The sequence below is a fragment of the Saccharopolyspora hirsuta genome, assembly GCF_008630535.1.
GTDB classification, from domain to species: domain Bacteria; phylum Actinomycetota; class Actinomycetes; order Mycobacteriales; family Pseudonocardiaceae; genus Saccharopolyspora; species Saccharopolyspora hirsuta.
In genome coordinates, this window is sequence record NZ_VWPH01000007.1 from 304,717 (window position 1) to 322,848 (window position 18,132).

The following is an 18,132-nucleotide window of genomic DNA, read 5'->3' on the forward strand; positions in this document are numbered from 1 at the left end:
ACGAGCGGTCAGGCGGGCAGCAGCTGCACCCAGCGCTCGGCGATGCTCTCCACCGCCTCCCGGCTGTAGGCGAGGGGGAAGTACTCGCCGGTCCGCCACCGCTCGGCGAGGTCGCGGTAGTGCGGGTCGTCCGGGTCGCCGGACTGGCCCGGGGTGTTCACCGCGACCGACGAGTCCCAGTCGCCGACGTCCAGCACCATCCGGAACGACGGGCCGTTGGTCTGCCGGAAGTCGCTGGTCCGGTAGGAGGACTGGTTGACGGTGTCCGGGGAGCCGCCGCGCGGCAGCGGGCCGACGTCGAAGCGGGCCCGGTCGACCGCGTTGAACGCCGCCGACGCCGGGTGCTGGAAGAAGCTGTGCTGCAGCTCCCCCCACTTCCAGGTCCGCTCGCCCCGCCCCAGCAGCTCCCGCACCTCCGCGTAGGCCGAGCGCAGGGTGTCCAGCAGCAGCCGGTCGCGGGCGGCCGCGTCCGGCAGCCACCGGCCCGGGTTCTCCAGCTCGTCGAGCAGCACCAGGGTGTCGGCGTCCTCGATGATCTCGGCCGCCTTCGGCACCGCGGCCCGCACGAACCCCGGTCCGAGGTGCTTGGACAGCCACACCTCGAACAGCGCCGCCGGACCGGAGTCGGCCGCTTCCACCGCGTCCCAGCCCCGCAGCATGCGCAGCGCGCGGCGCAGGTCGGACTCGCCGCTGTCCACTCCGGACAGCAGCGCGATCAGCCTGCGCGCCGGGATGGACAGCTGGTCGTTCTGCAGCTGCTGCGAGTCGGCGATGGTGTGCCTGCGCTGGCGGGACAGCACTTCGACGATCCGCTGGTGGCGGAACGGGTTGGTCCACTCGTAGCCGAGCCCGAGGCCCTGGTGCTCCGGCGGCAGGTTGAACTGGTTGGCGGTGGCGATGAACCCCTCCGCCGGGTTGAGACGTCGCGGCAGGTCGTCGCCGGAGCGGAAGCCGTCCCACTCGTAGCGGCCGTCGCCGGGCACCGGCAGCAGGCCGTCGTAGCCGACGCGCTTGGGCGCCAGCCCGCCGGGCACCCAGCCGATGTTGCCGTCCACGTCGGCGTAGACCTGGTTCTCCGTGGGCGCGCCCCAGTTGCGCATGGCGCGGGTGAACTCGTCGAAGTTGCGGGCCCGCATGTAGGCGACGCTGCCGAAGTACGGGGACATGCCCGGCTCCAGCCACGCGGTGCGCACCGCGTAAGCGAGGTTGCGCTGCTCGTCGACGTGGATCACCGGGCCGTGCCGGGTGAAGGCCAGCTCGACGGTGCGCGCCGCCTCGTCGCGCACCTCGACCTGCTCGCGCAGCACCGACATCGCCTCCCAGCCGCCCTGGTAGCGGTAGCGGCGGCGGTCGGCCGGGTCGAGCTCGTAGACGTACAGGTCCTCCTGGTCCATCGGGAAGATGGTCAGCCCGAAGGCGACGGTTCCGTTGTGCCCGATGGAGATCCCCGGCAGCGCGGGCTCCCCGGCGCCGATCACGTCCAGGCCGGGCGCGGACAGGTGCGCGAGGTAGCGCAGCGACGGCGCCGAGTAGGCGCGGTGCGGGTCGTTGGCCAGGATCGGGCGCCCGGTGGCGGTGCGCTCGCCGCTGATCACCCAGTTGTTGCTGCCCTCGGTGGCCGGGTCGCGGACCACCGACTTGCGGATCCGGCCCTCGGCGAACTCCACCTCCTGGGTGGCCAGGTCGAAGACCTCCAGCACGTCGTCGGGCAGCGCGCACGGGTCGAAGCCGTCGGGCACCACCGTCCGGTGGTCCGGCTGCAGGCCCTGCCGGACCTGGTCGGCGTCCACCCCGGCGGCGCAGGCGACCCGGGCGCGCTTGACCTCGCTGGTCAGGTTGCGGGTCAGGCCGTGGCTGCGGATGCGCACCACGTCCGCCGGTTCCCAGCGGTCCGGCCGGTAGCCGAGGACGCCGAACTCGGCGGGCAGCTGCTCGGGGTGCTCGTCGAGCCAGTCGAGGTAGGCGTTGATCCCGGCGGTGAACCGGGCGGCGATCCGCTGCGCGTCCGGCGAGTAGCGCGCCCACTCCACGTCCATGTCGCCCCGGTACAGGAACAACCGGGTGGCCCGGTCCTGCGGCACGTAGTCGGGTCCGAGCACCTCGGCGAGCTTGCCGAGCCCGCGGCGCCGCCACAGGTCGATCTGGAACAGCCGCTCGCGGGCGGCGTTGAAGCCCTGCGCGAGGAAGACGTCGTCCTCGTCGCGGGCGTAGATGTGCGGCACGCCGTAGCGGTCCACGATCAGCTCCACCGGCGCCCGCAGCCCCCGCACCCGGTAATGCGCCCGGTTCGGCGCCGCATCCGCGGTGGCGCCCGCCATCACCCCAGCTCCCGCGATGCCGACCGCCGCGGCGACGAGGCCCTGTCTCCGGGAGAACCGCACCTGATCAACGCCCACCACAACCTCCCGCATCGACCGACTGCAGGAGTTTTTAGCGCGGGCAACGACCTTTCACAAGACTGAAGAGAATTCAGATATGTGGTGCTCAGGCGGGTTTGACCTTCCTCGGCTTGCCGACGCCCGACTCCAGGGCGCGGGCGATGAACCCGATCTCGCGATCCAGCTCGTCGTCGTGCGCGCCGTGCCGGGCCAGCGAGTGCCGGTGGTTGACCACCCGCGCCAGCAGCAGCGCGGCGGTGTCGATGTCGCCACCGGCCAGGCCCGGGGGCAGCGCCAGCTCGATCACCCCGCGGATCTGCTCGACCACGTGCCGGAACCGCTGCTGCAGCGCCTCCCGGACCGCGACGTGCGTGTCCGCCTCCCGCCACAGCAGGTGGCTGAGCAGCGGCGACGCCTCCAACCGGGCGTCCAGCTCGCGCACCAGCCTGCGCAGGCTGCCCGCGACGTCACCGCGCACCGCGACCCGGTCGGACACCACCGGGTCGTCGGGCAGCCGGTCGACCAGCGCGGTCAGCAGGTCCTGCTTGCGGCGGAAGTAGTAGTGGATGAGCCCCTTCGGCACCTCGGCCCGCTCCGCGATCCGCGACGTCGGCGTGGCCTCGAAACCGTGCTCGGCGAACAGCTCACCGGCCGCCTCGAGGATCCGCTCCCGCGCGGAGGCACCGTCGTCCGCGGGCCGCCCGGAGTCCGAAGTGGACCCCCGCGCGCCGGAGCCGCGAGCCTGAGCCATCAACCCGACCTCCCACCGCCTGCGCACCGGCGAGGCGCGCGGCCCGGAGACTACCGCCGGGCCGCGCGCCCGCCGCACCGTGAGCGCTGCACCCGCTCACGCACCGCCGTCAGTGCTGACCGGCGATCCCGCGGTGCGCGGCGTTGGCCTCCGGGAGCGCGGCCGCGCCGGCGAGCACCGCCAGCACACCGACGATCCAGGAGGTCCACGAGGCCCCCATGAGCGCGGAGTACCCGAGGACCCACGGCGAGATGAACAGCAGCGCGCCGAGCAGCATGTGGCAGTACTCGCTGGTCATCGACCCGGGCATGGCCAACGACCAGACGCTGGCCAGCACCAGCAGCGCACCCAGCACGATCATCGCGGACATCGCCGCCCCGTTCGTCGGCGTCCACAGGGTCCCGATGATCAGGTAGGCGCCCAGCACCACCCCGACCCAGTCCTGCCAGCGAACCCACGGCTTCGCAGTCGAACCGCTAGACCTGTCGGCCACGTCGATCACCTCCACTGAGCACGACCAACAACTCCATTGCACGCTTGGTTGGCCAGCCGGTCAAGTGCCCTCCGGCGAATCCCGGCGGCCGGGCGCGACCCCCGGGGACGTGATCAGCCCGGGGGTCCTCGGTTTGTCTGGTTCATCACCTCCGGCCCGCCACCCGGTCGGGGGTCGGGCGCTTTCCGTTGGCGGGGCCGGGTGTTGGGCGACACGCCCGGCGGCGGCTCGCGGGCGCGGCGCGGAAAATCCGGCTGATACGCGCCACACCTCCCACAACAACGTCGTCTTCCAGGTAGCTTGGTTGCCATGGGCCTTGCCGACGACCGCGACTTGCTACCTCTTGGATCGGGCTTCGACCTCGTTCGCAAGAACGGCTACGACCGCGCCCAGGTCGATGAGCACCTGGAGCGGCTCGACGCCGACATCCGCATCCTGAGCGCGGATCGCGATGCCGCCGTCTCCCAGGCCAACGACCTGTCCAAGCAGCTGGAGTCGGCCCGCTCCGAGATCGAGAACCTGCGCGGGCAGGTGGACCGGCTGGCCAAGCCGCCGACAACGCTGGAGGGCCTCAGCGAACGCCTGCAGCGGATGCTGCGCCTGGCCCAGGACGAGGCCAACGAGATCCGGAGCCGCGCCGAGAACGACGCGGCCCAGATCCGCGCGCGCTCCGAAGCCGAGGCCACCAACCTGCGCACCCGCTACGAGCGGCTGCTCGCCGAGGTGGACAGCCGGCGCTCCGAGATGGAGACCGAGCACCGCTCGCTGATGGACAAGGCCAAGTCCGAGGCGGAGCGGATCACCCGCGAGGCCGAGGAGAACCGCAAGCGCGCCGACCAGGAGTCCGAGGCCCGCCGGGCGCAGGTCGAAGAGGACTTCGAGATCGCGATGGCCGCGCGCCGCAGCGAGGCCATGCGCACCCTGGCCGAGCAGGAGGCCAACAGCAAGGCCGAGGCCGAGCGCCGCGTCCGGGAGGCCACCGACGAGGCCAACCGGCGCCTGCGCGAAGGCACCAACGAAGCCCACCGCCGCGTCCGCGAAGCCACCGACCAGGCCAACCACCTGGTCAGCGAAGCGACCGCCAAGGCCGAGAAGCTCACCCGCGAGTCCACCGAGGCCGCCAACAAGCGCGAGCGCGAAAGCACCGAAGCGGCCGCCAAGCTGGAGCGCGAGAGCAAGGCAGCCGCCGAGAAGCGCGAGCGCGAGAGCATCGAAGCCGCGGAGAAGCGCGAGCGCGAGAGCAAGGAGGCCGCCGAGAAGCGGCTGCGCGAGTCCAAGCAGGAGGCCGAGCGCCTGGTCCGCGAGGCGACCGAGAAGTCCGAGCGCATGATCCGCGAGTGCACCGAGGAGGCCACCCGCCTCATCGACGACGCCACCCGCGAGAGCAAGCGCCTGGTCGCCGCGGCCCGCGAGGACGCCCGCATCCGCCTCGGCTCGACCACCGAAGAGGTCCAGCGCCGCCTCCGCAACGCCGACGAGCACGTCCACTCGCTGACCCAGCTGCGCGACGCGGTGGCCAAGAAGCTCCGCGACGCGGCCGAGATGCTCGGCCAGACCACGCCCCTCCTCGAACGCCTCGACCAGGAGGACGCCGAGGAGGAGAAGCTCCGCGAAGCAGCGGCCGAAGCCCGCGAACAAGCCCGCAAGGACGCCGAAGAAGCCCTCGCCCAGGACAGCCGCGAAGCTGTGCAGGGCCCCGAAGCGGCGAAGCCCGCGCAGCCGGGAGCGAAGGCCGAGGCGACGAAGTCGCCGCAGGCCGCAGGCGCGAAGCCCGCGCAGGCGAAGCAGCCGCAGCAGGCGAAGCCCGCGGAGGCTGAAGCGCAGCAGGCGAAGCCCGCGCAGGCGGGCGCGAAGCCGCAGGCGCAAGCCGGTGCGACGCCGCAGGCGAAGCCCGCCGAGGCCGAGGCGAAGCAGGCGAAGCCCGCGCAGCCGGAAGCGAAGGAGAAGCCTGCGCAGCAGGCGAATCCGAAGCCGCAGGGCGGCAAGCCGTCGAGCGGCGAAGCCGCGGACGACGGGCCGACGGAGCAGATCCACCGCGACGTGGTCCGCGGCCAGGGCGCGAAACCCCAGCACAACTCGCACGACGAGCCGACCCGCCGGATCCAGCTGCCGGTCCCGGAGAAGAACGGCAAGGGCGGTCAGCGCTCGCAGACCACCAGCCAGCAGCGCCGCTGACACCAGGTCCTGGACCGCTCAGCAGCGATCGGTCGGGCGAACCACGAAGGGCACCTCCCCCGCGCGGAGAGGTGCCCTTCCCGCATCCGGCGGGTGCTCGCCGCCAGCCGCGGGCCGACGGCCGCTGAACCGCGCTTGCACCTGACACGGTGGTAGGTCGTAGACCGGGGGTGTCATGTTCAGCATTGGAGACTTCGCCAGGCACGGGCGGGTGTCGGTCCGGATGTTGCGCCACTACGACGCCATCGGGCTGCTGCCGCCCGCCCACGTCGACCGGTCCACCGGGCACCGGGCCTACCACGCGGCCCAGCTCGCCCGGCTCAACCGGATCGTCGCGCTGAAGGAGCTCGGGTTCACCCTGCAGCAGGTGCAGCAGATCCTCGGCGAGGAGTTCAGCGCCGAGCAGCTGCGCGGCATGCTCAAGCTGCGGCAGGCGGAGCTGGAGAACCAGATCGCGGCGGACACGGCCCGGTTGGCCGACGTGCGGGCGCGGCTCCAGGTGATCGAAGCGGAGGGCACCATGCCTGCCGAAGAAGTGACCGTCAAGTCCCTGCCCGCGGTGCGGCTGGCCGAGTTGTCCGGCACGGCGCGGAACATGGATCCGCAGTCGATCGGCCCGGTGATCCAGGGGCTCTACGACGAGCTGTGCGCGGCGCTGGAGCGGGCCGGGGTGGCGCCGGTCGGTCCGGCGACCGCCTACTACGAGGGCGGCGAGGACAGCGACACCGTGGTCGTGCACGCGGGGCTGCCGATCAACGCCGATCCGGATCCGGCGTTCGAGTTCGCCGTGGTGGACCTGCCCGCGGTGCCGCAGGCGGCCACCATCGTGCACCGCGGTTCGATGGACGACTGCTTGCCCGCCTACCAGGCGCTGGCGCAGTGGATGGAGGCCGCCGGGCACCAGCCGACCGGCAGCGAGCGCGAGGTCACCCTCGCCTGTCCGGAGGACCCGGCCGGAATGGTCACCGAGATCCAGTCACCCATCCGGACCAGCTGACGTTTCTCCTGCTCAAATCGGGTGAGCGTCATCGATCCAGTCGTCGGTCCTCCCTTACTGCCGAGGGGTGGTTGAAGGCAGTGCGCCCACGGAAAGGACCACATCGATGGTGGACCAGGAGTCGCCGACCGGTGATGACGCCAACGCCCGGGCGAGGCGGAAGTCGGGTCAGTACTTCGTGCTGCCCAGCGAGATGGCCGACGAGCTGCGGCGGACCGAGGCGAAGTCGAACGAGCAGGACTCGCGCCTGCCCGGCAAGGACGACGACTAGCGCCGGTCAGCCCAGCTCGGCCAGCCACGGTCGGACGACACCGGCGAACTCGTCCGGTGTCTCGACCGGCGGCAGGTGACCTGCGCCGGGCAGCGTCACGAGCTCACCTCCCGGCAGCACGTCCGCGAGTTCGCGGGCGTGCTCCGGGGGCGTGAGGCGATCTTCCTCGCCCACGACCACCAGCGCGGGCCCGGTGAAAGCCCGCAGCGCGTCAGTGCTGTCCGGGCGGCCTGCCATCGCGCGCTGCGCCCAGGCAACGCCTTCTGCAGGCTGCGCTTCGATCAACTCCCGAACCTGCTTAAGCACCGCGGGGCGCTGCTCGTGCGTAGTGCGTCCGAGGACGTTGGGCAGCGTGCTGTCGGCTAGCCATCCGCTCGTGCCTTCGCGCTCCGCGCGGTCCGCGGCGTTGAGACGGTTGGCGCGCTGCTCGTCGTTGTCCGCAACGGCTTTCGTGTCGACCAGCAGCAGCCCGGCGACGCGCTGCGGCGCAGCACGCAGCACGGCCATCGCGACGTAGCCGCCCATGGAGCAACCGCCCAGCACGACCTTCGGCAGTTCCAGCCGGTCGAGCAGTTCCACGATGTCCCTGGCCGCGGTGTCGATGCTCGGGTTCTCGGCCGCCCAGCGGCTGTCGCTGGGTTCGGCCAGGCTCCGCGCCCACGAGCCGTCCAGCGGGCTCTCCCCCAACCCCCGCTGGTCCGGCGCGATCACCCGCGCCTGCTCCTCCAGCAAGGCGCGGGCCGAGTTCCACATCCGCGCATCCGCGGGGAACGCGTGCAGCAGCACCAGCGGTGTTCCGACACCCGATTCGATGTAGTGCATCACCCCATCGTCCCGCACCCGCAGCCCGGCAGCGGGGTGGCGCGCGGCGCGGCAGCTGACAGGAAGGTTCCCATCCTCACCTCCGCACCGTGTGGCTGTGGGCGAGGACCGCCGTCGCGGTCGCGGGGTCCGCCGACTCGACGAGGTAGGCGTCGACGGTGATCGCGGACTCGGTGATGGACAGCGTCATGAAGCCGCGGTGGGCGAAGTCCTGCCAGTGGAAGTCGTTGGTGACGTTGCTCTGACCGCTCTCGGTCTGCGAGGACGCGCCGCACACGATCTGCTGGGTGCCGCGCACCGGGGCGAGGATCTGCGAGCAGTGGTCGTGCCCGGACATGATGAGGTCCGCCCGGCCCAGCACGATCTCCTCGTACAGCTCCTTCAGGTGCTTCCCGCTGGCGTAGTCGTCGGCGGTGACGCCGTTGTACGCACCGGCGTTCCCGTACGGCCCGTTGTTGATGTACGGGTGGTGCGCCAGCACGATCTTCCAGCTCGCCCTCGACTCGGCCAGCTTCGCGTCCAGCCAGGCGCGCTGCTCCCGCATGTACGGGCCGTCCCAGGTGTAGCGCGGGTCGAGCTGCGGCAGGAACGACGCGACCGGGTTGCTGTCCAGCGCGAAGAACTCCACCACCGGGTTCGGCGAACCGTCCGGCAGCGGCACCGAGTAGTAGCGGTCCGGCATGTACCAGCGCTGGGAGCTGTCGTGGTAGGCCACCTCGTAGTCGCCGCGCGCAGGGCCGTCACCGCCGCCCGGCACCAGTCCGCTGACGTCGTGGTTGCCGAGGATCATCAGCCACGGCACGTCGATCCCGGCGTTGGGCTGCTCGAACTTGGTCTGGAACTCGTCGTCGTCCGCGCTCTCCGGCCCGTCCAGGTAGAGGTTGTCGCCGAGCCCGACGGCCAGCGAACAGCCCTTCTCCGCAGCCACGCGCCGGGCCGCCGCGGCCACCGCGTACTGCTCGGGCGCGCCGGTGCCCGCGTCACCGGTGACGAGGACGGTGAGCTCCCGGGTAGTGGGCAGCGGGAACTTCCGCGTGCTCGCCGATGCCGCGACCGGCGTCAGGCCGACTCCGACGGCGGCGACGACCGCTCCGGCCAGCAGTTCCCGGCGCCCGATGGTGTGCTGTTCTCGCATGCGGACAGACGCTACGTACCGTCGAACCAACCGTTCCCTACTTCAGGTGAACGGAGCGGGAGGAGCGCGGAAACATCTGCGGCGGGCGGAGACCGCGTTCTGCGAGCATGGGAACCTTCCTGTCATCCCACCCCGGCCAGCAGCCCCCAGGACCTGCTGAGATGCCAGGAGGCGCAGACGTCGACGTCGAGCAGGTACGGACCGGCCTGCCCGCACTGTCCGTCAGCGGTGCCGGGATCGATCGGCTGACCGTGCCCCATCCCGGTGACGGAGACCGTTTCGACCAGGGTGCGCCCGGAGCTGTCGGCGTAGCTCTCGTGCGGGTAGCCCGCGATGGTGTCGGTGGACGTCGGGGTGGCCGGGATGCCGTGCACGTTCGTCCACTGCTCGACCAGTTCGCGCTGGTTCGCCGGTGCCACGGTGTAGTCGGCGGTGCCGTGCCAGATGCTCAGCGTCGGCCACGGCCCCTGGTGGGAGCTGGCGCCGCGCACCGCGTCGCCCCACTGCTGGGGCGTGCGGTCCTTGCCGGGGTTCATGCAGGTGAACGCATCGGGCATCGTCGACGCACAACCGTGCGGAACGCCCGCGACGACACCGCCCCCGGCGAACACGTCCGGGTAAGCGGCGAGCATCACCGCGGTCATCGCCCCGCCCGCGGACAGCCCGGTGACGTGGACCCGCGCCGGGTCCGCACCGGTGTCACCGATGGCGCGCTGGACCATCTGCGCGATCGACTCGGCCTCGCCGCTGCCGCGCGCGGTGTCCCCGCTCTGGAACCAGTTGAAGCACCGGTTGGCGTTGTTGGCCTGCTCCTGCTGCGGCAGCACGAGGGTGAACTGCGCGCGGTCGGCCAGTTCCACCCAGCCCGCGCCGGTGCCGTAGCCCGCCGCGTCCTGGGTGCAGCCGTGCAGCGCGACGACCACCGGTCGTCCTTCCGGCAACCCGTCGGGGACGTACTCGAACATGCGCAGCGCACCGGGATTGGTGCCGAACCCGGTCACTTCCCGGAGTTCGGCCGCCGAAGCCGTCGGAGCTGCCACGACCGCCGCGAGCAGCACCGTCAGGACTAGGGAGAACACGCGCATCCGAACCACCTCCTCGTGGTTCGGACCACGTTAGGAGCGGCCGCGCCGAGTGCTCCACAGTGGACGTCGCTACTCCCGAACCCCGGTTTGTGTGCCTCGCCCACATGTCCGGGCTCCCCGCCGCGCCCCTACCGTGACCGGGCGACCACGAGGAGGTGCCGCCGTGCGCAGGGGAACCGCGCTGCTGTCCGCCGGACTGCTGACCGGCGCGTTGCTCGTCCCGACCGCGTCCGCCGCGCCGCAGTGCGGCCCCGAGGTGCGGGTTCCCGGTGCCGCGCACCAGGAATCGGCGTGCCTGGACGACCTGACGACCACCGGGACGCTGACCTCCGGGCACACCGTCCGGGCTGACTGGGCCGGGCTGACCGCCGCGGACCTGCCCGCGCCGCCGCCGGTGCCGGGGCGGCAGATCGACGGCTACTTCCCGGACACCTCCGCGACCAACGGAAACCACGGCTGGAACCACGACGCCCAGTTCGTGCTGCGCCTGCCGGAGCGGTGGAACGGCGGTCTGGTCGTCTCCGGAACCCCGGGCAACCGCAGGCAGTACGCCAACGACCGGGCGATCGCCGACCACGTCCTGGCCGCCGGGTACGCCTTCGCCGCCACCGACAAGGGCAACACCGGCGCGGAGTTCTTCACCGACGGCGACCGGCCGGGCGACGCCGTGGCCGAGTGGCACCACCGGCTCACCGAGCTGACCGTCGCCGCCAAGCTCACGACCTGGCGCCACTACGGCCGACCGCCGTCGCAGACCATCGCCGCCGGGCTGTCCAACGGCGGCTACCTGGTGCGCTGGCAGCTGGAGAACCGGCCGTGGCTCTACGACGGCGGGGTCGACTGGGAGGGCGCGCTGTGGACGCAGCGCGACAACCTGCTGACGTTCCTGCCCACCGCGCTGCGCGCCTACCCCGCCGGGGACGAACGCGCTGTCCTGGCCGCGGGTTTCGCGCCGGGATCGCAGTTCCTGTGGGACTACCACCACCGCGTCTACTGGGACCTGACGCAGCGGATCTACCGCGAGGAGTTCGACCCCGGCTTCGACGGCGACCGGCAGGCCGGGATCCCGTTCTGCCGCACCGGGACCCCGGGCTGCGACGCCGACTACGACTACGCCGCGCGGCCCGCGGAGGTGCACCGGGCGGTCGAGCGCATCGCGCTGACCGGGCGCATCGGCAAACCGCTGATCACCCTGCACGGCACCCTGGACTCGCTGCTGCCGATCAGCCGCAGCTCGGACGTCTACGCCGGGATGGTGGCCGCCAGCGGCCGCGGCGACCTGCACCGCTACCACCGGATCGAGAACGGCAACCACACCGACGGCCTCGTGGACGAGTTCCCCGGGCTGCGGCCGCTCGCCCCGCACTTCCGCGACGCGTTCGACGAGCTGCGGGCCTGGCTGCGCGGCTGACCGGTCGGCCCGTTCTGCGAGGATGGGAACCTTCCTGTCACCCGGCGCACCCCTGCCCCGCCTCGTGACCTGCGGAGATCCGGCGGCTGGTCGATTCGCGGCGCTTCGAGCTAGGTCTGCAGGGTGTGCAGGCGCAGGGCCAGCTGGATCTCCAGCGCCCGGTCCGGTGTCTGCCAGTCCGCGCCGAGCAGCGAGCCGATGCGGTCGAGCCGCTGCACGACGGTGTTGACGTGCACGTGGAGCACGTCCTTGGCGCGGGAGAGGTTCGCGCTGGAGCCGAAGTACGCGTGCAGCGTGGCGAGCAGTTCGGTGCCCCGGCGGGCGTCGTAGTCGAGCACGGGACCGATCGTGCGCCGCACGAAGCCGTGCAGGTCGGTCTGCTCGCCGAGCAGCACTCCCAGGAAGCCCAAGCCGTCCATCGACGCGCCCTCGCCGATCCGCCCGAGCGCGAGCAGAGCGCGCAGGCACCGAGCGGCTTCGGCGTGCGCCGCCGCGATCTCCTGCGGTCCGTGCGCCGGGCCGGAGGCCCCCACCGTGACCGGACCGTCCACTGCGGACCGCAGGGTCTCGGCGGTGCGGGCGGCGAGCGGCCCCGGATCGGTGGCCGGGACCAGGAGGACGACTTCCTCGGCGTGGATCCCGGCGAGCGCCGCGCAGCGACCGGCGGCCACCGCCAGCCGCGTGCGCGGGACGCGTTCGGCGTGCGCGATGAGCACGGCGTGCGGTTGAGCCAGGTCCAGGCCCAGCCGCTCGGCCCGGGCCAGCAGCGCGCCGGGGTTCCGCTCGGGCGCGGTGAGCAGGTCGGTGAGCAGCTCGCCGCGCACCTCGTCCTCGGCTTTGGCGACCGACCGGCGCAGCATCAGCAGCAGTGCCGTGACCACCGCAGCGCGCTCGAAGAGCCTGCGGTCGGCGTCCACGAGGTCGCCGCGACCGGAAAGCACGATGCTGCCGAGCAGTTCCGGCCCGGCGTGCACCGCGCACACCCACCCGTCCGATGTGGACATCGCGCGCCCGCTGGCGCGGGAGGCGGCGACGGCGTCCGCAGGCGGGACCGGGGGCACCGGGTCGGCGTTGGTCAGCTCCGCGCCGTCGGCGTCGAACAGGCCGATCTGGCCGTGCAGGACGTCGGCGACCGCGGCCGCCACTTCCGGCACGTCGGCGCCCCGCAGCACCAGGTCCATGAGCCGGTCGTGGGCTTCCTCCGCGCGGTGCAGCGCCTCGCTCTGCTCGCTGATCTCCTCCAGCAGCGCGGCGTTGTCCAGCGCGATCGCGGCGTGGTCGGCCAGCGACGACAGCAGCGCGATCTCGTCCGGGGTGAACTCGCGGCGGGTGCGGTCCGAGGCGTAGAGCACGCCGATGACCTGGTCGCCGAGCGCCAGCGGCACGCCCAGGATCGCGGTCAGCCCCTCGTCGCGGACCGCCGAATCGATCGGACCGGTGTGCCGGAACCGCTCGTCGCCGAAGTAGTCGCGGGTCGCGTACGGCTGGGCGGTCTGCGCGACCAGCCCGCCCAAGCCCTCCCCCATGCCCAGCGTCACCTTCTGGAACAGCGCCGACACCGAACCGTCGGTGACCCGCATGTAGGTGCGGCCCGCGGCCTCGTCGTTGAGGCTCAGGTACGAGACGTCCACACCGAGCAGCGTGCGGGCCCGGCGCACGATCGAGCGCAGCACCGCGTCGGTGTCGCGCAGCCGGGCCAGGTCGCTCGCGGTGTCGAACAGCGCGCTGAGCTCGGCCTCCCGGCGGCGGTGCGCGCTGAGCGTGCTGTGGATCCGCAGCGCCAGCGCGGTCGCCCGGCTCAGCTGCGGGTTCTCCACCGCGACGTGCGCCAGCTGCTCGCTGCCCGCGCCGGTGGCGAGCAGTTCGAGCAGCCGGACCACGTCGTCGTTCACCCGCTCATCTTGGCACCGCGGCCTGCCCCCGCGGGGCGTCGTCGTGCAGCGAACTGCCCGCGGTCTCCCGAGCCACCAGCACCGCCACGACGGTGAGCCCGCACATCGCCAGCAGGTACGCCGACACCGCCACCGTGTTGCCGAAGGCCTGCAGCAGTGCCACCGCGATGATCGGCGCCAGCGCGCCCGCCGCGATCGAGGACAGCTGACCGCCGACGGAGAGACCGGTGTAGCGGACCCGGGTGCTGAACTGCTCGGCGAAGAACGCCGCCTGCGGCCCGTACATCGCACCGTGCAGCAGCAGCCCGACGGTGGTGGCCAGCGTGATCACCCACGGCGACCGGCTGTCCAGCAGCGCGAAGAACGCGAAGCCCCACACTGCCATCGCCACCGCGCCGAACAGGTAGACCGGTTTGCGGCCCACCCGGTCCGACAGCGCGCCCCACAGCGGGATGGCCAGGAAGTGCAGCGCGGAGCCGATCAGCACCGCGTTCAGCCCGACCGACTTCGGCAGCTCCAGCGGGCCGGTCACGTAGACCAGGATGAACGCGGTCAGCACGTAGTAGGAGACGTTCTCCGCCATCCGCGCCCCGATGGTGATCAGCACCTCGCGCCAGTGGTCCCGGAACACCGCCACCACCGGCACGTGCTCGCTGCGCTGCTCGGCCTTGCGCTGGGCGTCGAGGAACACCGGCGACTCGCTGACCGCGATCCGGATCCACAGCCCGATCACCACCAGCACCCCGGACAGCAGGAACGGGACGCGCCAGCCCCAGGCCAGGAACTGCTCGTCGGACTGCGTCGCGGCCAGCACCGCGAGCACCGCGGTGGCCAGCAGGTTGCCGCCCGGCGCACCGCACTGCGGCCACGACGCCCACAACCCGCGGCGGCGGTCGTCGCCGTGCTCGGACACGATCAGCACCGCGCCGCCCCACTCCCCGCCGAGCGCGAACCCCTGCACCAGCCGCAGCAGCGTGAGCAGGATCGGCGCGAGCGCGCCCACCGCGGCGTAGGTGGGCAGCAGCCCCATCGCGCAGGTGGCGCCGCCCATCATCAGCAGGCTCACCACCAGCAGCTTCTTGCGCCCCACCCGGTCGCCGAAGTGGCCGAACACCAGCCCGCCCAGCGGCCGGGCCAGGAACCCGATCGCGTAAGTGGTGAACGCCAGCAGGGTGCCGGTGAGCGGATCGGCCTCCGGGAAGAACAGCTGGTTGAACACCAGCGCGGCGGCCGAGCCGTAGAGGAAGAAGTCGTACCACTCGACGGTGGTGCCGATCAGGCTGGCGCCGACGACCCGCGCGATCGAACCGCCCCGCGAGTTGCCGGGTCTGTTGCTGGCCAAGGCGAACACTCCTTCGTGTCAGTGCCTTTTCAGGCGGCGGTCCAGCCGCCGTCCATCGGAAGCGAAACCCCGGTGACGTGGGCCGCGTGGTCCCCGCACAGCCAGCGCACGAGCTCGGCGACCCGCTCAGGGGCGATCAGCTCCTTGAGCGCGGCGCGCCGCAGCAGCACATCCGCGACCACTTCGGACTCCTCGATCCCGTGCGCGGCCGCCTGATCGGCGATCTGCGCGCGCACCAGCGGCGTGTCGACGTACCCGGGGTTGACGCAGTTGCTCGTCACGCCGCGCGCCGCCCCCTCCAGCGCGACCACTTTGGACAGTCCTTCGAGGGCGTGCTTGGCGGTCACGTAACCGGCTTTGAACGGACTGGCGCGCAGCCCGTGCACGCTGGAGACGTGCACGATGCGCCCCCAGCCCCGCCGGTACATGTGCGGCAGCGCGTTGCGCACGAGCTGGAACGGGGCGGTCACCATCACCTGCTGCATGCGGGTGAAGGTGTCCAGCGGGAACTCCGGCAGCGGCGCGACGTGCTGGAAACCGGCGTTGTTGACCAGGACGTCGACCTGCGCGGGCAGCGCTCCGACGGCCCCGGGATCGGCGAGGTCCACCACGTGCGCCCGGCCGCCGACCTCCGCGGCGACCCGCTCGGCGGCCGCCCCGTCGAGATCGACGACGTGCACCTCGGCCCCGTCGGCAGCGAGCGCCCGAGCGCACGCCCGCCCGATCCCGCTGCCCGCACCGGTCACCAGGGCCACCCGCCCGCCCAGCGTCCCGCCGTGCCCGTTGTCACTCATGCCGTAGGACGTTAAGCCGCTGCGCGCCGCTGGCCTATGTGCCCGAGCACCACAAGTCGGCGCGATCTTGTGGCTCTGCCGCCCATGCTTCGGTGGGTGAGCATGGGAACCTTCCTGTCATCCACCGGACTGCGCCGATGCGAGCATGGGAACCTTCCTGTCACCTCCAGCCGCAAACCAGCTGCTCGGCGACGGGGCGGCGGACTACCGTCCACGGCATGGTGGAGCCAGAAGAGATCCGCACCGAGCGGCTCGTGCTGAGCCGCATCCAGCCCGCCGACGCCGACGCGTTCATCGCCCTGCACGGCACCCCCGAGGCCTACCCCCACGACAGCAGGTTCCAGCGAACCCCGGAGCAGGCCCGCGAACAGCTCGACTGGTTCCGCGAGAAGTGGGCTGCGGACGGCATCGGCTACTGGACCATCCGGCTCGCCACCTCCGGCGAGGTGATCGGCTTCGGCGGCGTCCAGCACAAGGACGAGGACGACGACCCGGTGCTCAACCTCTTCTACCGGTTCTTCCCGACCGCGTGGGGCAACGGCTACGCGACGGAGATGGCCCGGGCGGCGATCAGCTGGGCGCGGCAGCACCGGCCCGACCGGCCCGTGGTGATCACGACCGACGTCGGCAACTCCCCGTCGATCCGGATCGCCGAGAAGCTCGGCTTCGCGCGGCACTCGGAACGCGAGCGCGACGGCTGGCCCGAGGTGGTGTTCCGGCTCGCGCCCGCGCGCTGACGTGAGCATGGGAACCTTCCTGTCACCCGCCCCGAAAACCAGCTGCTCAGCGACGGGTCGCGGACTACCGTCCACGGCGTGGTCGAGCCAGCGGAGATCCGCACCGAGCGGCTGGTGCTGAGCCGCCTCCGTCCCGCCGACGCCGACGCGTTCATCGCGGTGCACAGCGCTCCGGAGGCCTACCCGCACGACGGCTGGTCGCGACGAACCCCCGAGCAGGCCCGCGAGCTGTTCGACCGCTTCCTGCGGGACTGGGCGACCAACGGCATCGGCTACTGGACGATCCGCCTCGCCGGAACCGGCGAGGTGATCGGCTTCGGCGGCGTGCGGCACGCGGAGGAGGACGGCGAACCGGTGCTGAACCTCGCCTACCGGCTCTGGCCGAGCGCGTGGGGCAACGGCTACGCACCGGAAATGGCCGAAACAGCCCTGTGCTGGGCGAAGCGGCACCGCACCGAGCGCCCCGTGGTGATCGTGACGGACACCGGCAACGCGCCCTCGGTCCGCGTCGCCGAGAAGCTCGGCTTCGCGCTGCACCAGGAGCGCCGCCGCGACGGTCGTCCGGAGCTGGTGTTCCGGTCGACGTGAGGATGGGAACCTTCCTGTCACTCACCGCGCCCGGTGGCGTTCGGCGGGCTGGCCGACCAGCTCGGCCTGCCCGCCACGTTCCTGGTGGGCGCGGTGATCGCCCTGCTCGCGCTGCCGCTGGCCGCTCCGGCCGAGGTCAGGAGTTGACGATGGTGACCTGGCGGGTCTCCGACGGCCCGTCCCAGGTGCGCGGCAGCGGGGTCGGCACGTCCGGGGCCACCGTGCGCACGATCGCGTCGAGCGCGTCCTCGGCCTTGCCGACCCACAGGTGCTTGGTGTCCGGGAAGCCGGTCACCTCGGCCTGCGGGATGGCGGCGAAGCGCTTGCGCGCCTCGTCCGGGCGCAGGTAGTCGTCGAACTCCGGGATCAGCGCGTGCACCGGCTTGCCCGACTCCGCCCAGGCTCGCAGGTGCTCCTCGGTGCTCCAGCGCAGCGGCGGGGAGATCAGCACCGCGCCCTCCACCAGCGGGTCCAGGCCGTGCACCAGGGTCAGGTCGGTGCCGAACGACCAGCCCACCAGCCACACGTTCGGCAGGTCGTGGAACTCGGCGAACTCCAGCGCCGCCGCCACGTCGAACCGCTCGGCGTTGCCGCCGTCGAAGCTGCCCTCGCTGCGGCCCGCCTCGCTGGCCGTGCCGCGCGTGTTGAACCGCAGCACCGCGAGATCGGCCAGCGCGGGCAGCCGGAACGCCGCCTTGCGGTAGATGTGCGAGTCCATCATGCCGCCGTGGGTGGGCAGCGGGTGCAGGCAGATCAGCGTGGCCCGCGGCGGCCGGGACTCCGGCAGGGCGAGCTCGCCGATCAGCTGCAGGCCGTCGGCGGTGTGCAGGGTGATCTGCTCGCGGCGGGCAGGCAGCACGGTGTTGGCGCGGATCTCGGTGCTCATCGCCCCCGATCCTGCCACGGACGGGTGGCCGACACGGTGTGACGTGCTACGACCAGCGCCGCGTCGGACCGCGGCGGGACCGCGCGCTCCAGCAGCCGTTGTGCCAGTGGCGCCGCTCCTCGACGCCGCCGTGCGCCGCGCTCGGCCACGCCACCACGTGCGCGACGCCGGGCCGGATCTCGTGGTCGCAGCCGGGGCACCGGTAGACCTTGGTGGCCTGCGCGGCGGGGACGGTGCGCACCATCCACTCGCCGTCCGGACCGTGCTCGACGCGGGACGCGCCGAAGGCAGTACCCATCGCGCGGTGGCTGGTGTCAGCCGTCGGGCGGCGCTGCGGTCGGTTGCGTCTGGGCACGCGACAACCGTAACGGTCCG

General features: G+C 72.3%; 17 protein-coding genes. 6 read left to right on the forward strand and 11 right to left on the reverse strand.

What is annotated here, in order from left to right:
• Positions 1-8 precede the first annotated feature (8 nt).
• The 3 genes from F1721_RS17190 to F1721_RS17200 all read right to left on the reverse strand — a co-directional run bounded on the left by F1721_RS17190 (position 9) and on the right by F1721_RS17200 (position 3,637).
• On the reverse strand, positions 9-2,411 hold the full coding sequence (locus F1721_RS17190; RefSeq protein WP_150067700.1) for a penicillin acylase family protein: 2,403 nt from the start codon (positions 2,409-2,411) through the stop codon (positions 9-11).
• A 73-nt stretch (positions 2,412-2,484) separates the two neighbouring features.
• Positions 2,485-3,129: a TetR/AcrR family transcriptional regulator gene (locus tag F1721_RS17195; protein ID WP_150067701.1), complete on the reverse strand. Its 645-nt coding sequence runs from the start codon at positions 3,127-3,129 to the stop codon at positions 2,485-2,487.
• Between the two features lie 109 nt (positions 3,130-3,238).
• On the reverse strand, positions 3,239-3,637 hold the full coding sequence (locus F1721_RS17200) for an SPW repeat protein (protein WP_150067702.1): 399 nt from the start codon (positions 3,635-3,637) through the stop codon (positions 3,239-3,241).
• 294 nt (positions 3,638-3,931) lie between these two features.
• Between F1721_RS17200 and F1721_RS17205 the strand changes: the two genes are divergently transcribed.
• From F1721_RS17205 to F1721_RS34460, 3 genes are all read left to right on the forward strand, one after another.
• Complete coding sequence (locus F1721_RS17205) at positions 3,932-5,797, forward strand: M protein (protein WP_150067703.1); 1,866 nt, start codon at positions 3,932-3,934, stop codon at positions 5,795-5,797.
• Positions 5,798-5,972: 175 nt separating this feature from the next.
• Positions 5,973-6,794 (forward strand): MerR family transcriptional regulator, encoded by an 822-nt coding sequence (locus F1721_RS17210; protein WP_150067704.1) that lies wholly within the window; start codon positions 5,973-5,975, stop codon positions 6,792-6,794.
• A gap of 106 nt (positions 6,795-6,900) precedes the next feature.
• Positions 6,901-7,065 carry a hypothetical protein gene (locus F1721_RS34460; protein WP_170301517.1) on the forward strand — a complete coding sequence of 55 codons (165 nt, stop codon included), beginning with the start codon at positions 6,901-6,903 and terminating at the stop codon, positions 7,063-7,065.
• A 6-nt stretch (positions 7,066-7,071) separates the two neighbouring features.
• Here the strand turns inward: F1721_RS34460 and F1721_RS17215 are convergent, their stop codons facing one another.
• From F1721_RS17215 to F1721_RS17225, 3 genes are all read right to left on the reverse strand, one after another.
• The gene (locus F1721_RS17215) at positions 7,072-7,887 is read right to left on the reverse strand and encodes an alpha/beta fold hydrolase (RefSeq protein WP_150067705.1); all 816 of its coding nucleotides are present in this window, start codon (positions 7,885-7,887) and stop codon (positions 7,072-7,074) included.
• 76 nt (positions 7,888-7,963) lie between these two features.
• A complete protein-coding gene (locus tag F1721_RS17220; protein WP_150067706.1) occupies positions 7,964-9,022 on the reverse strand; it encodes a metallophosphoesterase in 1,059 nt (352 codons plus the stop codon).
• A gap of 122 nt (positions 9,023-9,144) precedes the next feature.
• Positions 9,145-10,107, reverse strand: coding sequence for an extracellular catalytic domain type 1 short-chain-length polyhydroxyalkanoate depolymerase (locus tag F1721_RS17225; protein WP_150067707.1), 963 nt, complete (start codon positions 10,105-10,107; stop codon positions 9,145-9,147).
• A 163-nt stretch (positions 10,108-10,270) separates the two neighbouring features.
• Here F1721_RS17225 and F1721_RS17230 point away from each other — a divergent pair, with 163 nt between their 5' ends.
• Complete coding sequence (locus F1721_RS17230) at positions 10,271-11,518, forward strand: 3-hydroxybutyrate oligomer hydrolase family protein (protein WP_387511924.1); 1,248 nt, start codon at positions 10,271-10,273, stop codon at positions 11,516-11,518.
• A 110-nt stretch (positions 11,519-11,628) separates the two neighbouring features.
• Here F1721_RS17230 and F1721_RS17235 read toward each other — a convergent pair whose 3' ends face one another.
• Genes F1721_RS17235 through F1721_RS17245 form a run of 3 tightly spaced genes read right to left on the reverse strand, consistent with a single transcriptional unit; the run spans position 11,629 to position 15,546 of the window.
• Complete coding sequence (locus F1721_RS17235; protein ID WP_150067708.1) at positions 11,629-13,410, reverse strand: helix-turn-helix domain-containing protein; 1,782 nt, start codon at positions 13,408-13,410, stop codon at positions 11,629-11,631.
• Positions 13,411-13,414: 4 nt separating this feature from the next.
• Positions 13,415-14,752, reverse strand: coding sequence for an MFS transporter (locus F1721_RS17240; protein ID WP_150067709.1), 1,338 nt, complete (start codon positions 14,750-14,752; stop codon positions 13,415-13,417).
• A 29-nt stretch (positions 14,753-14,781) separates the two neighbouring features.
• The gene (locus F1721_RS17245; RefSeq protein ID WP_150067710.1) at positions 14,782-15,546 is read right to left on the reverse strand and encodes a 3-hydroxybutyrate dehydrogenase; all 765 of its coding nucleotides are present in this window, start codon (positions 15,544-15,546) and stop codon (positions 14,782-14,784) included.
• Positions 15,547-15,764: 218 nt separating this feature from the next.
• On the opposite strand from F1721_RS17245, the gene F1721_RS17250 reads away from it, so the two are divergent.
• Together F1721_RS17250 and F1721_RS17255 are read left to right on the forward strand one after the other, a co-directional pair.
• Positions 15,765-16,283 (forward strand): GNAT family N-acetyltransferase, encoded by a 519-nt coding sequence (locus F1721_RS17250; RefSeq protein WP_170301518.1) that lies wholly within the window; start codon positions 15,765-15,767, stop codon positions 16,281-16,283.
• A 78-nt stretch (positions 16,284-16,361) separates the two neighbouring features.
• Positions 16,362-16,871 carry a GNAT family N-acetyltransferase gene (locus F1721_RS17255; protein WP_246155075.1) on the forward strand — a complete coding sequence of 170 codons (510 nt, stop codon included), beginning with the start codon at positions 16,362-16,364 and terminating at the stop codon, positions 16,869-16,871.
• A 136-nt stretch (positions 16,872-17,007) separates the two neighbouring features.
• Here F1721_RS17255 and F1721_RS17260 read toward each other — a convergent pair whose 3' ends face one another.
• Together F1721_RS17260 and F1721_RS17265 are read right to left on the reverse strand one after the other, a co-directional pair.
• Positions 17,008-17,757 carry an alpha/beta hydrolase gene (locus F1721_RS17260; protein ID WP_150067712.1) on the reverse strand — a complete coding sequence of 250 codons (750 nt, stop codon included), beginning with the start codon at positions 17,755-17,757 and terminating at the stop codon, positions 17,008-17,010.
• A 46-nt stretch (positions 17,758-17,803) separates the two neighbouring features.
• Positions 17,804-18,112: a hypothetical protein gene (locus F1721_RS17265; RefSeq protein WP_211840502.1), complete on the reverse strand. Its 309-nt coding sequence runs from the start codon at positions 18,110-18,112 to the stop codon at positions 17,804-17,806.
• Between the last annotated feature and the right edge of the window lie 20 nt (positions 18,113-18,132).

Coding starts and splice junctions, on each gene's coding strand:
- F1721_RS17190 (WP_150067700.1), bottom strand. CDS start 2,411: ATGCGGGAGGTTGTGGTGGGCGTTGATCAGGTGCGGTTCTCCCGGAGA.
- F1721_RS17195 (WP_150067701.1), bottom strand. CDS start 3,129: ATGGCTCAGGCTCGCGGCTCCGGCGCGCGGGGGTCCACTTCGGACTCC.
- F1721_RS17205 (WP_150067703.1), top strand. CDS start 3,932: ATGGGCCTTGCCGACGACCGCGACTTGCTACCTCTTGGATCGGGCTTC.
- F1721_RS17210 (WP_150067704.1), top strand. CDS start 5,973: ATGTTCAGCATTGGAGACTTCGCCAGGCACGGGCGGGTGTCGGTCCGG.
- F1721_RS34460 (WP_170301517.1), top strand. CDS start 6,901: ATGGTGGACCAGGAGTCGCCGACCGGTGATGACGCCAACGCCCGGGCG.
- F1721_RS17215 (WP_150067705.1), bottom strand. CDS start 7,887: ATGCACTACATCGAATCGGGTGTCGGAACACCGCTGGTGCTGCTGCAC.
- F1721_RS17220 (WP_150067706.1), bottom strand. CDS start 9,022: ATGCGAGAACAGCACACCATCGGGCGCCGGGAACTGCTGGCCGGAGCG.
- F1721_RS17225 (WP_150067707.1), bottom strand. CDS start 10,107: ATGCGCGTGTTCTCCCTAGTCCTGACGGTGCTGCTCGCGGCGGTCGTG.
- F1721_RS17245 (WP_150067710.1), bottom strand. CDS start 15,546: ATGAGTGACAACGGGCACGGCGGGACGCTGGGCGGGCGGGTGGCCCTG.
- F1721_RS17250 (WP_170301518.1), top strand. CDS start 15,765: ATGGTGGAGCCAGAAGAGATCCGCACCGAGCGGCTCGTGCTGAGCCGC.
- F1721_RS17260 (WP_150067712.1), bottom strand. CDS start 17,757: ATGAGCACCGAGATCCGCGCCAACACCGTGCTGCCTGCCCGCCGCGAG.